16 protein-coding genes are annotated in these 12,152 nt (G+C 46.2%); 12 read left to right on the forward strand and 4 right to left on the reverse strand.

Features of this window, described 5'->3' with window-relative positions; all coding sequences use genetic code 11:
- The 4 genes from AC2VDX_RS03470 to AC2VDX_RS03485 all read left to right on the forward strand — a co-directional run.
- On the forward strand, positions 1-511 hold a 511-nt coding region (locus AC2VDX_RS03470; RefSeq protein WP_486928098.1), incomplete at its 5' end, for a HEAT repeat domain-containing protein.
- A gap of 26 nt (positions 512-537) precedes the next feature.
- Complete coding sequence (locus tag AC2VDX_RS03475; protein ID WP_378175158.1) at positions 538-792, forward strand: hypothetical protein; 255 nt, start codon at positions 538-540, stop codon at positions 790-792.
- Positions 793-801: 9 nt separating this feature from the next.
- On the forward strand, positions 802-1,245 hold the full coding sequence (locus tag AC2VDX_RS03480; RefSeq protein ID WP_378175160.1) for an HNH endonuclease: 444 nt from the start codon (positions 802-804) through the stop codon (positions 1,243-1,245).
- A 94-nt stretch (positions 1,246-1,339) separates the two neighbouring features.
- Positions 1,340-1,558, forward strand: coding sequence for a hypothetical protein (locus AC2VDX_RS03485; protein WP_378175163.1), 219 nt, complete (start codon positions 1,340-1,342; stop codon positions 1,556-1,558).
- Between the two features lie 121 nt (positions 1,559-1,679).
- On the opposite strand, the gene cynS is transcribed toward AC2VDX_RS03485, so the two are convergent.
- The 3 genes from cynS to AC2VDX_RS03500 all read right to left on the reverse strand — a co-directional run bounded on the left by cynS (position 1,680) and on the right by AC2VDX_RS03500 (position 4,520).
- A complete protein-coding gene (gene cynS / locus AC2VDX_RS03490; RefSeq protein ID WP_378175166.1) occupies positions 1,680-2,120 on the reverse strand; it encodes a cyanase in 441 nt (146 codons plus the stop codon).
- 200 nt (positions 2,121-2,320) lie between these two features.
- Complete coding sequence (locus AC2VDX_RS03495; RefSeq protein ID WP_378175169.1) at positions 2,321-3,505, reverse strand: NAD(P)H-quinone oxidoreductase subunit H; 1,185 nt, start codon at positions 3,503-3,505, stop codon at positions 2,321-2,323.
- Positions 3,506-3,758: 253 nt separating this feature from the next.
- Positions 3,759-4,520 (reverse strand): LuxR C-terminal-related transcriptional regulator, encoded by a 762-nt coding sequence (locus AC2VDX_RS03500; protein ID WP_378175172.1) that lies wholly within the window; start codon positions 4,518-4,520, stop codon positions 3,759-3,761.
- A 104-nt stretch (positions 4,521-4,624) separates the two neighbouring features.
- Here AC2VDX_RS03500 and AC2VDX_RS03505 point away from each other — a divergent pair, with 104 nt between their 5' ends.
- The 4 genes from AC2VDX_RS03505 (at position 4,625) to rph (ending at position 7,870) form a co-directional block, all read left to right on the forward strand.
- The gene (locus AC2VDX_RS03505; protein ID WP_378175175.1) at positions 4,625-5,287 is read left to right on the forward strand and encodes a DJ-1/PfpI family protein; all 663 of its coding nucleotides are present in this window, start codon (positions 4,625-4,627) and stop codon (positions 5,285-5,287) included.
- 148 nt (positions 5,288-5,435) lie between these two features.
- Positions 5,436-5,993 carry a hypothetical protein gene (locus AC2VDX_RS03510; protein WP_378175178.1) on the forward strand — a complete coding sequence of 186 codons (558 nt, stop codon included), beginning with the start codon at positions 5,436-5,438 and terminating at the stop codon, positions 5,991-5,993.
- A gap of 9 nt (positions 5,994-6,002) precedes the next feature.
- Positions 6,003-6,899, forward strand: coding sequence for a 16S rRNA (cytosine(1402)-N(4))-methyltransferase RsmH (gene rsmH / locus AC2VDX_RS03515; protein WP_378175181.1), 897 nt, complete (start codon positions 6,003-6,005; stop codon positions 6,897-6,899).
- A gap of 242 nt (positions 6,900-7,141) precedes the next feature.
- On the forward strand, positions 7,142-7,870 hold the full coding sequence (rph, locus tag AC2VDX_RS03520) for a ribonuclease PH (RefSeq protein WP_378175184.1): 729 nt from the start codon (positions 7,142-7,144) through the stop codon (positions 7,868-7,870).
- Position 7,871: 1 nt separating this feature from the next.
- Here rph and AC2VDX_RS03525 read toward each other — a convergent pair whose 3' ends face one another.
- Complete coding sequence (locus AC2VDX_RS03525) at positions 7,872-8,318, reverse strand: DUF29 domain-containing protein (RefSeq protein ID WP_378175187.1); 447 nt, start codon at positions 8,316-8,318, stop codon at positions 7,872-7,874.
- A 386-nt stretch (positions 8,319-8,704) separates the two neighbouring features.
- Here AC2VDX_RS03525 and bchB point away from each other — a divergent pair, with 386 nt between their 5' ends.
- The 4 genes from bchB to AC2VDX_RS03545 all read left to right on the forward strand — a co-directional run bounded on the left by bchB (position 8,705) and on the right by AC2VDX_RS03545 (position 11,697).
- A complete protein-coding gene (gene bchB, locus AC2VDX_RS03530) occupies positions 8,705-10,231 on the forward strand; it encodes a ferredoxin:protochlorophyllide reductase (ATP-dependent) subunit B (protein WP_378175190.1) in 1,527 nt (508 codons plus the stop codon).
- A 78-nt stretch (positions 10,232-10,309) separates the two neighbouring features.
- The gene (locus tag AC2VDX_RS03535; RefSeq protein WP_378175193.1) at positions 10,310-10,531 is read left to right on the forward strand and encodes a hypothetical protein; all 222 of its coding nucleotides are present in this window, start codon (positions 10,310-10,312) and stop codon (positions 10,529-10,531) included.
- Positions 10,528-10,812 carry a type II toxin-antitoxin system RelE/ParE family toxin gene (locus AC2VDX_RS03540; protein ID WP_378175196.1) on the forward strand — a complete coding sequence of 95 codons (285 nt, stop codon included), beginning with the start codon at positions 10,528-10,530 and terminating at the stop codon, positions 10,810-10,812. The genes AC2VDX_RS03535 and AC2VDX_RS03540 overlap by 4 nt, the downstream gene beginning before the upstream one ends.
- Positions 10,813-10,827: 15 nt before the next feature.
- Entirely contained in the window at positions 10,828-11,697 is an 870-nt protein-coding gene (locus AC2VDX_RS03545) for a DUF4351 domain-containing protein (protein WP_378175198.1), read from the forward strand.
- Positions 11,698-12,152 lie beyond the last annotated feature (455 nt).

Genomic DNA, 12,152 nt, shown 5'->3' on the forward strand with positions numbered 1-12,152 from the left:
ACAACGGGCGCAAACCGATGACAATTCGGATGTGCGACGTGCGGCGGTGCAAGAATTAGCCCGTGGTTGGAAAGAAGACCCGGATACCTTACCTTGGCTCAAACAACGGGCGCAAACCGATGACAATTGGGTTGTGCGACGTGAGGCGGTGCAAGAATTAGCCCGTGGTTGGAAAGAAGACCCGGATACCTTACCTTGGCTCAAACAACGGGCGCAAACCGATGACAATTCGGATGTGCGACGTGCGGCGGTGCAAGAATTAGCCCGTGGTTGGAAGGAAGACACTGGGATGTTTGAATTTTTGTGCGATCGCGCCCTCAACGACTCATTTAACCGTGAGTACGACTTTGAATTTGAAGGCAATCCTCGGCAAACTGCACTTGAGGCAATTATCAAAAATTATCCTGACCATCCCCAGACTCTAACGCTGTTGCAGGATAGCGCAGAGAATGACCCAGACGACAAAGTGAAGGAGTTTGCTAAAAAGAAATTGGCAGAATTAGATCGGTAAAATTAGAGAAAAATGGAGATGAACTCATGACCGCATCTGTAAAGACAACCAAAGTCTATGATGAAATTATTGACTTCATTGCTGCTGGAACTACTCCTCAAAGTGTCATCAATTTTCGGCTATCAGAAGCAGCACAAGAACGTTTAGAAGACCTGGTTGATAAACACAAAGCAGGAGAATTGACCCCAGATGAAAAGAGAGAATTAGACCATTTCCTGACGCTAGAACATATAATGAGGCTGGCAAAAGCACGGGCTTATACGTACATTAGCGCTGAATAAGTATTCAAAATGGCTCGGAATTACATTAATGCAGAACTTCGACGTTTAGTCGTCAATCGTGCTGATTCCCTTTGCGAATATTGCCTTATTCCAGATGAAGACGGCTTAAGCTTTCAAGTTGACCATATTATTAGCTTGAAACACCGTGGCTCAACAACAGCAGATAATCTTGCCTATGCTTGTGTTTTCTGTAATCTCAATAAAGGAACCGATCTAGGTTCTATTGTTTGGCAGACTGGGGAACTTGTGCGGTTTTTCAACCCACGTCGAGACTTTTGGGGGGAGCATTTTCGACTAGATGACAATGCGATTCAATCGTTAACAGATATTGGTGAAGTAACTGCACGAATTCTAGATTTTAACAACGATGAGCGGATTGTAGAGCGACAAGAATTGATAGCAGTTGGCAAGTATCCGTCTGCATCTGCCCTAGGACGGATGACGAATAAGTAGATAATTACCGTGTTTAAAATAGTGCGACTTGAGTAGCGCTGAGGATGCGATCGCTGACTGATTGACAAATCTTGTAGGTTGAGGTTCAAGAGTTTTGGAGAGTATTGCAGGGATGCGATCGCTTCCCGCATCGGTAGCTGACTTCAGCCCTAAACTAAAGTTTGGGCTAAAAGCTCGCAACCCGTTTAAACTCACATCTTGCACCTATCGCATTAACCCGCCAGGGGTTCAAACCCCACAGCTTATAGCTCAAGTCCACCAAACGTGGACTGGGGAAGAACTTCAGTCCATTGAAATGGACTTGAGCTATTAGCCCGGAACTTGAGTTCCGGGCGGGATTTGGGGCTTGTTGAGAATGGTGCAAGATGTCAGGTGCAAGATATGAGTCCAAGATCCTCAGTATTGCCCTTCCTTTCCCAAACCCTACCAACGAGTTACCACTTTTTGTAGGAGAGGAACTTGCCCGACATAATGATTTTCACGCGATCGCCCTTGGGATCTTCTTCTTTTTCTACATCCAAAGTAAAGTCAATCGCGCTCATAATGCCGTCACCAAACTTGTCGTGAATGACGCTTTTTAGCGGCATTCCATACACTTGCATAATTTCATAAAACCGATAAATTAGAGGGTCAGTGGGTACAATTGGCCCCAATCCTTTCAGCGGACATTCTGTTAGTTCGGTAATATAAATCGGGTCAACTTCTAAGGCGAAGATCAGTTTACTTGCCTCATCTTCAGAAGCACTTGCTTGACGATACATCACTGCTGCAATCCAGACTTCGTCGCGTCCAACAGCCTTTTCCAAATCGACAAAGCTTAACCCTTTTTCTTTTTTAGCAGCCAAAAGTATTTGAGTAATATCAGGCATAGCCATTAACAAACCCTTAACAAAAAAAGTAGCAACGAAATTTTGTAACTACTGTAATGAATATTTGCTCAGCTTGAGAAACAGTTAAACTATCTCCTCTAACCGACAATATATTCAGTTACATTCGCTACCTATCCGCTGCCACTTTTTAAGTTCCAGACTTTTTAGGTGGAGATTTCCCGACCTACTTTTGCCTTTTGCTTTTTTTAGCGGTCTACCGACCCCATGATGATATCGATGCTACCCAAAATCACCACAATATCGGCAAGTTTTACACCCTTGAGAATATGAGGGAGGATTTGCAGGTTGTTGAAATCGGCGGCACGAATCTTCCAACGCCAAGGGAAGACATTATCATCGCCAATGATATAGATTCCCAGCTCACCTTTCCCACTCTCGACACGGACGTAATGTTCGCCCTTGGGAATCTTAAAAGTGGGAGCGATTTTCTTACCAATGTACTGGTAGTCAAAGCCATTCCACTCAGATTTTGGCCCTTCTGCCATACGCTTGGCTTCCAAGTTCTCGTAAGGACCACCGGGAAGTCCTTTGATAGCTTGGCGAATAATCTTGATAGATTCGCGCATCTCCCGAATCCGCACCACGTAGCGGGCGAAACAATCACCGCCAGTTTCCGAATGCACTTGCCAGTCGAAGTCGTCGTAGCATTCGTAGTGGTCAACTTTCCGCAAGTCCCACTTGACGCCAGAACCACGCAACATGGGGCCAGAAAGTCCCCAGTTGATCGCTTCAGAGCGGCTGATAGTGCCCACGCCTTCCACGCGACGGCGGAAGATGGGGTTGTCGGTGATCAAGCGCTCGTATTCGTCAACTTTCGGCAGGAAGTATTCGCAAAAGTCTAAGCACTTGTCAATCCACCCGTAGGGCAAATCAACGGCAACTCCCCCAATGCGGAAGTAGTTGTTATTCACCATCCGATAACCAGTGGCGGCTTCCCACAGGTCATAAATCATCTCCCGTTCGCGGAAGATATAAAAGAAGGGAGTCTGAGCGCCCGTGTCTGCCATGAACGGTCCCAACCACAGCAGGTGATTGGCGATGCGGTTCAATTCCAGCATGATGACGCGGATGTAGCTGGCGCGTTTGGGAACTGAGATATCTGCTAGTTTTTCCGGCGCATTAACGGTGACAGCCTCATTGAACATTCCCGCTGCGTAGTCCCACCGGCTGACATAGGGGACGTACATGATGTTGGTGCGGTTTTCGGCAATTTTTTCCATACCGCGATGCAGGTAGCCGATAACCGGCTCGCAATCCACGACATCTTCTCCATCCAGAGTAACGATAAGTCGTAGCACTCCGTGCATGGAGGGATGGTGCGGACCCATGTTCAGCACCATCGGTTCGGTTCTAGTTTCTATCTTTGCCATAGTTCAGCCATCTCTCCTTGAAGCCGATTTGGGCAGCCGCACCTCAAATTTCGTAAACACGCCAAAATTACTCCGGCTGGTACTGTCTGTTTACTACTGAGTGTTTATTTTTGTTTCGCTCCCTTAATTATATGGAGCTTTGTCCGCAGGATGCGCTTAAAGTCGAGCTGCATTTAACCAAAGGGAATTTTGGCACAACGTAGAGAATCCGGCGTTGCTGAAATAGTAATGATTTAAGCAACGCCGCGAAAGGTTACTGCTGAGTGTTCAGCGCCAAGTTAGATGGAGATGGCTTTGCACTTGGAAAATGGTGTTGTGTCGCCGAAAGCTGTGCAAGCATTTCTGTACGAGACGAAACCTCAAGCTTACGGAACATTCGCTTCAAAGCCTGCTTGACAGAATTCTCGGTAATCCAAAGTTCAGACCCGATTTCTGTGTTGGTTCGACCCAACGCCACCAAGTTGGCAATTTGCAACTCACGAGACGTTAAGCGATGGGTGTTCAACGGTTGGTACTGAGGTGCCAAAGCTGCGCTTTGCGCGAATCGCACGATTGCTGTCCAAACCGATAGGTGTAAGCAAATGGCACTCAAATCAGCTAAATCTTGGGCATCAAAGGCAGGCATTGATTTTTCACGGGTGCAGCCCACAGCCCCTACTAAGTGACCCTGATCAATAATTGGTCCTGCCATCACATGCCAATGATCGGGACGAGGACAAATGATTGCCCACGCTTTAGGTGATGTCACCAATCCTTCATGGACAGGCGTATGGCGCTCTGCTATGTAACGCGCCACAGGATTGTGTTCAATGGATAAGGCAACGTTCAGTACTTTTTGAAGCTTGCGATCAGCTAAAAGCTGGTCGAAGAAAAAGATCCCCGATCGCTTGGCTGAAAAGTACTCACCAATTTTTGGCACGAGTTGCGATCGCAAAGCGTCGGCTTCGCCGAATCGTAGGTCTTGTTCATCTTTTACCTGACTAATGGCTTCAAATAAAAGCTGCAAGGAAATCATTGTTAGTGCCTCAAAGAGTACTCGATCGAGGACTAGGCGCGGTGGATTGCCACTCCTAGTATAAGGATAGATTTCATTGCAAGCGCTATTAGAAGGATTGATGTATGACTGACTCACAAAAGCACATTATTGGTTTGGTCATGTATCCCGGCATGACCGCACTTGATATTGTCGGACCCCAGCAAGTTTTCAGTGCGCTTCCCCATGTCCAGATTCATCGAATCTGGAAAACGCTAGACCCGATCAAAACCGATGACGGCATGGTGATTTTGCCTGATACCACCTTTGACCATTGCCCGCTCTTGGACGTGATCTGTGTCGGCGGCGGCTTAGGACAGATGGCAGTCGTAAATGATCCAGAAGTACTTGAATTTTTTCGTCGGCAAGGGAACACCGCAAAGTTCATTACCTCTGTGTGCGGCGGGTCTGAGTTTTTGGCAAAGGCAGGACTGCTCCAGGGCTATCGAGCGGCAACTCACTGGATGATGCGGGAACAGCTAGCCGGGTTGGGTGTTGAAGTCGGCACAGAGCGAGTCGTCATTGACCGAAATCGCATGACGGGTGGAGGTGTGACGGCAGGCATTGATTTTGGTTTAGTGATTGCTGAAAAGCTTTGTGGTGAGGAAGCCGCTAAGATCGCTCAACTCTTGATGGAGTACGATCCAGCCCCACCCTTCGATGTGGGTTCACCCGAAAAAGCGGGGTCTGATTTAGTGAACAAGGCGATGTCATACGCTATGGGGACATTGGGTTTACAAGTAAAATAGGTAGCTTGACATGACTAGCAAATTCGGAAATTGACTGCGGTTCCTTCGGAGTTGCGCTTTGCTTGCTATATCGTGACGACTGATTGCTTGCTATATCGTCACGACTGAACCCGATGACGCGGCGGCTAACTATGCGCTGGGGCAGATATTGCTACAACAAAAAGATGCCGCAGGGATCGATTACATTGAGCATGCGATCGCTATCAATCCAGACCATCTGATTTCAGGGTGCGAGTTAATTTACGCTTTTCTCAAACAACAGGGACAAATCGAGGCGGCAAATGTTTACCAAAAGCGTGCCCAAAATCACTACGAGCTAGTATTGAGAGCAAGGCAAGAACGATCGACGATTAGCCACACCAATGAATTTCAACCCCACGGTTTGCCAGCAGATGCGGTGCAAGAACTGTGCGAACAACTGTCTGGTTATGAACAAATAAAAGAGGCTTACTTGGTGCGGAAAGTAGTAAATTATTTTCCCGAAAAGCCATTTTATGTATTAGGTGTGAAGCGACATCACCCTTGGCATAAGTTGAATCTTTCCCATCTCGACACCGAACTTTTAAATAAACTGGTCGCTGAAATCCAGCTTGCAGGTCAAGTTTATGTCCTGATTTTGAACGATCTGAACGATGAGAATGGGTACAACCAGAAAATCGGAAAAATTATAGGCAAAATAGAGGGTGCGCCTATTTATCGTCGCTAAGTTTTTTTGATGGATGAAATTGACAAGAGTTTGACGAATCAGACGGAGGCACCGACATTTTTTCATGTGTCGGTGCTGAGTCGGGAGTTAATTGCCGGGTTGGCAATCCGTCCGGGGGGACATTACCTGGATGCGACGGTGGGGGGTGGCGGACACAGCCGGTTAATTCTGGAAGCGGCACCGGATGTTCTGGTGACGGCGATTGACCAGGATGAACAAGCGATCGCTGCTGCTAAAACCCAATTGCACGATTCTGGGGAACGCATCCAATTTTGGCATGGCAATTTTACCAATTATCAACCAATTGGTATACTATTTGACGGAATTATTGCGGATTTAGGCGTTAGTTCTGCTCAGTTCGATTTTCCAGAGCGAGGCTTTAGTTTTCGCCACCAAGCTGAGTTAGATATGCGAATGAATCAGCGGCAATCGCTGACCGCCGCCGAAGTGATTAATCACTCGAAAGAAGCGGAACTGGCGGATATTTTCTTTAAATACGGGGAAGAGAGACTGTCGCGGCGGATTGCTAGGGCGATTGTGGAAAAGCGTCCGTTTCAGACAACGACCGAATTAGCAGAGGCGATCGCTTATAGCGTTCCCCGCCAGTACCGCTACGGCAGAATTCACCCTGCCACACGGGTATTTCAAGCGCTGCGAATTGTAGTCAACGATGAGTTAAAGTCTCTAGAAACCTTTCTGAATCAAGCACCCAACTGGCTCAAACCAGGCGGTAAGATTGGCATCATCAGTTTTCACAGTTTAGAAGATCGCTTGGTAAAGCATGGTTTCAGGGAATCGCCGATATTGCAGGTGTTAACCAAAAAACCGATTACACCGCAAGACGATGAACTGGAAAAGAATCCCCGCTCTCGCTCCGCTAAACTGCGAATAGCAGAACGAAAATGATAGCGAATGACTCACCGCCCTAGTCGAAGGCTATCGCAGTGAGTCGTTCGCAAATCAGGACTCACCGCACATCACCACATCTGAGGGCAACCACAGGGGGATTGAACCCGAAAAAACGCTATATGTATAAGCTTTGCGTAAGTCCTGAAATAAATCATCGCCGATCGTTAAACCAACAAATTAATTAGGTTAAATTGACCGCTAAGTGCTGTATCCTAATCAAGGATTTCGAGGCAAGTGCGATGTCTTGGCTGCGTCCTGATGGTCGGCAATTTTACCAACTGCGTCCGGTTCGGTTTGAGCGAATGTTCACCCGATTTACAGCGGGTTCGGTTCTAACTAGCTGCGGCGACACTCATGTTCTCTGTAGTGCGACGATTCAAAAGGGTGTCCCCAAGTTTTTAGAAGGCACCGGCAAAGGGTGGCTAACTGCTGAATATCGGATGCTACCCGGTGCGACACCCCAACGCCAAGAACGGGAATTTATGAAGCTGTCTGGACGCACTCAAGAGATTCAGCGATTGATTGGGCGCAGTTTGCGGGCGTCGCTGGATTTAGAGGCACTGGGAGAACGCACGATAACGGTAGATGCCGATGTTTTACAAGCGGATGCCGGAACCCGCACAACATCGATTACCGGCGGGTTTGTGGCGCTTGCAGACGCGATAGAAAAGCTGATACAGCAGGGAGAGTTAGAGCGATCGCCCATTCGCCATCAAATTGCCGCAGTTTCGGTGGGACTGTTGCAGGGAGAGCCAGTTTTAGATTTGAACTACGTTGAGGATGTCGCTGCTGAGGTGGATTTCAACGTAGTGATGGACGACCAACTTAACATCATTGAAGTTCAAGGAACGGCTGAGGAAGGCACCTTTAACCGGACTCAGCTCAATCAAATATTGGATTTAGCCGAAAAGGGTATTCAAGAATTGCTAGATGCACAGCGCGAAGCTTTAAAAACTGCGTTTAGCTAGATTAATCTTCTGGCAACAAACTGTATTCTTTTGCAAATATCTCTTCCCAAGAAAGTGAGGTTGATTGACATTTCATTCCCATTTCCTCCTCAGCGTTTTTGACGGCTCTACTAAAGGATTTATCCCAAATAGACTCAATAAAATCTCGATTCAAGCTAGGAACTTCCTCTTGAATATCTTCAATCTCTAGACGAGCCGAACGAATACTAATGCTCCAACTAGCACTACGTAGCCCTGGTTGAAACTTCCACTTAATTACGTGGCTCATCAGCCGAATTAGCTGACTTTTCAGCGCCAATATTTTTGATTTTCCCATTGATTCAATTAAAAAAGCTAAACCCTCGCTTGCTTCCATCCATTTTTCCTCTCTCAAAAGTTCTTGGACTGCGATCGCAGTTTGATACTCAGAGTTTGCAGCTTGCCATTCCCAATCCTGTTTCATTTGCATTACGACCTCGTATCAGTTATCACACTCTTAAGCTAATAAGCTATTGACTTTTTAATATATTTATGATTTTAAATTTGCTTTTACTACCGATTATATAGATATAAGCCTATAGTTACTATGGAAATACTAGGTGGTAATTGAAACGGAATGTGGAAAAAAATTAAGATTGATTGCGATAACAGGAAAGAGCGATCGCACTTTCCTAACCTTGCATCCCAGCCATCAAGAACGTTACAGCCACTTTTTCATGTTTACAAGGTTAACAATTCCTCTAAAGCACAGTCGCATTGATGTTTGAGACAATCTGAGACAATTAGCCTTTGAAATTAACTGTTTCAGCTCATTCCAGATAGTATCGATAGTCATCAGCACCAAGGGAGAACTCTATGAAATTGGCTTATTGGATGTATGCAGGCCCCGCCCACATTGGCACCCTGCGGGTCTCCACTTCCTTTAAGAACGTCCACGCGATCATGCACGCGCCAATTGGCGATGACTACTTCAACGTCATGCGCTCGATGCTAGAGCGCGATCGCAACTTCACCCCAGTTACCATCAGTTCTGTTGACCGGAACGTTTTGGCGCGTGGTTCCCAGGAAAAGGTCGTGGACAATATCACCCGCAAAGATGTTGAGGAACGCCCAGACCTGATTGTTTTAACTCCCACCTGCACCAGCAGCATTCTCCAAGAAGACCTGCAAAACTTTGTGGAACGGGCATCCCTGGAAGCCAAATCCGACGTGATGCTGGCGGACGTAAACCACTACCGCGTCAATGAACTGCAAGCTGCTGACATCACCCTGCGGCAAATTGTGCAGTTATACATTGAGAAAGCCCGGAAAAAAGGCGATTTACCAGAAGGCAAAACCGAAAAGCCCTCGGTCAACATTCTCGGAATTTCTAGCCTCGGATTCCATAATCACCACGACTGCACCGAGTTGAAGCGGTTGATGGCTGACTTGGGGATTCAGGTTAACGAAGTGATTCCAGAAGGAGCCTCGGTTCTCAACCTCAAGAATTTGCCGAAAGCTTGGTTTAACCTGGTTCCTTACCGCGAAATTGGACCAATGGCGGCTCGTTACTTGGAGCAAGAATTTGGCACGCCTTATGTAGATATCACGCCAATGGGTGTGGTGGAAACAGCGCGTTGTATCCGCAAAATTCAGGAAATAATTAATGCTCAAGGCGCAGATGTTAACTACGAAGACTACATCAACGAGCAAACTTTGCACGTTTCTCAAGCCGCTTGGTTCTCCCGTTCCATTGACTGCCAAAACTTGACAGGGAAGAAAGCTGTCGTGTTTGGCGACAGCACCCACGCCGCCGCCATCACGAAAATTCTTGCCCGTGAAATGGGAATTCACGTTGTCTGGGCGGGAACATACTGCAAGTACGATGCTGACTGGTTCAAAGAGCAGGTGGGCGAATACTGCGATGAAGTGATTGTCACAGAAGATCACGGTCAAATTGGGGATGCGATCGCTCGTGTGGAACCCTCTGCCATCTTCGGCACCCAAATGGAACGTCACGTCGGTAAGCGTCTAAATATTCCCTGCGGCGTCATTGCAGCACCAATTCACGTTCAGAATTTCCCCATCGGTTACAAGCCATTCTGTGGTTATGAAGGTACGAACCAAATTGCGGATTTAATCTATAATTCCTTCACTTTGGGAATGGAAGATCACCTCTTAGAAATCTTTGGCGGACACGACACCAAGGAAGTGATAACCAAGGGTATTTCGGCTGATTCTGACCTCGGTTGGAACAAAGAAGCGCAAGCAGAACTGAACAAAGTTCCTGGTTTTGTGCGCGGCAAAGTGAAGCGCAACACCGAAAAATTTGCACGCGATCGCGGTTTCAGCGTCATCACTTTAGAAGTGATGTATGCCGCCAAGGAAGCGGTCGGCGCATAATTAGCCTTTTGCTAATAGGGGCATCCCTTCTGGATGCCCTTCGATCTTTACTCATTCAATTAATCTTAGTAACTGCTGATGAGCGTTCCTGTATCTTTCCAAACACTGATTGAGTATGTTGAAGAACTCTCGACTGAAGACCAAGAACTGTTATTTGAACTGATTAAAAAAAGACGCATTGAAAAGCGACGACAAGAAATTGCTAATAATGCAACTGAGACTTTAGCAGCTCTCCAATCAGGTACGGCAAAGCGTGGCACACTTGCTGAACTTCAAGCTGATTTACTTGAACAAGAATGAGAACTTTGGTTTGGGACAACAGCTTCCGACGGGCTTTTAAGCGTGTTGTTCGTAAAAATCCCCGGCTTGAGTCAACAATTTTTGCTGTTTTGGAATTGCTTGCGAATGACCCATTTGCCCCATCTTTGAAAGCACATAAATTGCAAGGTCAATTAGAAGGATTATGGGCGTGTTGGGTCGAGTATAATTGTCGAATTATTTATACTTTTCGGCAGGATAATGAAGCGGAAGAGGAATTGATTGTATTGATTGATATGGAAACTCACGACGAAGTATATTAAAGAACGCTAATAATTATGACTCAAACTCAAGTAGCAAGTCTGCCAAAATCCTACACAATCAAATGGGAAAAACTACCCGATGACTTTCAATTACCAGACGATCCTGTGGAAAACATCTATCATCCCTTATTAGCATCGGCGCTGAGAGAAATTCTGGAAATAGCTGGTTTTATAACTGCATCCATGCTGATAGCTTCCAACTTTGGTATTTGTGCCAATGTGAACGAGAAAATAGTTGTAAAAGCACCTGATTGGGTTTACATTCCCAATGTGTTACCCGTCGCAGCAGGAGTTATTCGCCGCAGTTATACGCCTCATGCGGAGGGTGATGTACCAGCAGTTGTCATGGAGTTTCTATCAGATACCGAGCAAAGTGAATATTCCGCTAAATCTACTTATCCCTACGGCAAATGGTACTATTACGAACACATTTTGCAAGTACCAATTTATGTAATTTTTGATCCCAATGATGGGACTTTAGAAGTTCATGATTTAGTAGAGGGACACTATCAACTGCGACAACCCGATGCGAATGGACGTTACTTGATAGCATCGATAGGTTTATTTCTGGGAGTTTGGCAGGGAACAAAGGCAGAAGTAACTGGTAATTGGTTGCGGTGGTGGAATGAATCTGGAAATCTTTTACCTTGGGGAGTCGAGCGAGTAGAACAAAGCTTGCAGGAAGGAATCGAACAAGGAAGAATGCAAGAAAAATTGGCAATAATTAATCGTTTACTGGCTCGAAAAATCGGCGCGATCGCTCCCGACTTACAATCCATAATCAACAGCTTATCTGCAACCGTTCTAGATGAATTAAGCGAAGCTTTATTAGACTTTTCTAATGAAACAGATATAGCGACTTGGTTAGCACAGCGTCAAGCATAAACGTTTTGGAGTTTGAGAGCGATCGCGGCTTCAACGTCATCACCGTTGAACTTATGTATGCAGCCAAAGAAACTGTCAGTGCGTAGTTTAGTGGTTATCAATAGCCGATAGCGTAGAGGAAAGAGTGTAGAGGAAAGCCTCTCGCCAAACCATCAGCGAGAAGCTTTCCTCTTTACAGCTTAGTCTTCAGGTTTAGATTTCCTCACTTCATTCTCAAGAATCCGATAGAACAGCCTTGCTGGGTTCCTCCGCCCTTACCATAAGTCTTGGTGTAGATGGCAATTGCGTTTCGCACCTTTTGAGCCGGAGAATTATTGATCTTAACCACTAACGGGACTTAAACGAAAATCAAAAGGAAAAGAAAGTATAATGCTTGCAGAGTAAACAGTTCACGTCGAGGTTTCTCCCGATGAAACAGACAACTCCCGCCGCCATGCCCCCTTGCTTTGATAGAT

The sequence above is a fragment of the Coleofasciculus sp. H7-1 genome (assembly GCF_057473865.1).

Excerpts from the sequence above, each read along its gene's own strand:
- AC2VDX_RS03475 (WP_378175158.1), top strand. The coding sequence starts at position 538 with ATGACCGCATCTGTAAAGACAACCAAAGTCTATGATGAAATTATTGAC.
- AC2VDX_RS03480 (WP_378175160.1), top strand. The coding sequence starts at position 802 with ATGGCTCGGAATTACATTAATGCAGAACTTCGACGTTTAGTCGTCAAT.
- cynS (WP_378175166.1), bottom strand. The coding sequence starts at position 2,120 with ATGGCTATGCCTGATATTACTCAAATACTTTTGGCTGCTAAAAAAGAA.
- AC2VDX_RS03495 (WP_378175169.1), bottom strand. The coding sequence starts at position 3,505 with ATGGCAAAGATAGAAACTAGAACCGAACCGATGGTGCTGAACATGGGT.
- AC2VDX_RS03500 (WP_378175172.1), bottom strand. The coding sequence starts at position 4,520 with ATGATTTCCTTGCAGCTTTTATTTGAAGCCATTAGTCAGGTAAAAGAT.
- AC2VDX_RS03505 (WP_378175175.1), top strand. The coding sequence starts at position 4,625 with ATGACTGACTCACAAAAGCACATTATTGGTTTGGTCATGTATCCCGGC.
- rsmH (WP_378175181.1), top strand. The coding sequence starts at position 6,003 with ATGGATGAAATTGACAAGAGTTTGACGAATCAGACGGAGGCACCGACA.
- rph (WP_378175184.1), top strand. The coding sequence starts at position 7,142 with ATGTCTTGGCTGCGTCCTGATGGTCGGCAATTTTACCAACTGCGTCCG.
- AC2VDX_RS03525 (WP_378175187.1), bottom strand. The coding sequence starts at position 8,318 with ATGCAAATGAAACAGGATTGGGAATGGCAAGCTGCAAACTCTGAGTAT.
- bchB (WP_378175190.1), top strand. The coding sequence starts at position 8,705 with ATGAAATTGGCTTATTGGATGTATGCAGGCCCCGCCCACATTGGCACC.
- AC2VDX_RS03535 (WP_378175193.1), top strand. The coding sequence starts at position 10,310 with ATGAGCGTTCCTGTATCTTTCCAAACACTGATTGAGTATGTTGAAGAA.
- AC2VDX_RS03540 (WP_378175196.1), top strand. The coding sequence starts at position 10,528 with ATGAGAACTTTGGTTTGGGACAACAGCTTCCGACGGGCTTTTAAGCGT.
- AC2VDX_RS03545 (WP_378175198.1), top strand. The coding sequence starts at position 10,828 with ATGACTCAAACTCAAGTAGCAAGTCTGCCAAAATCCTACACAATCAAA.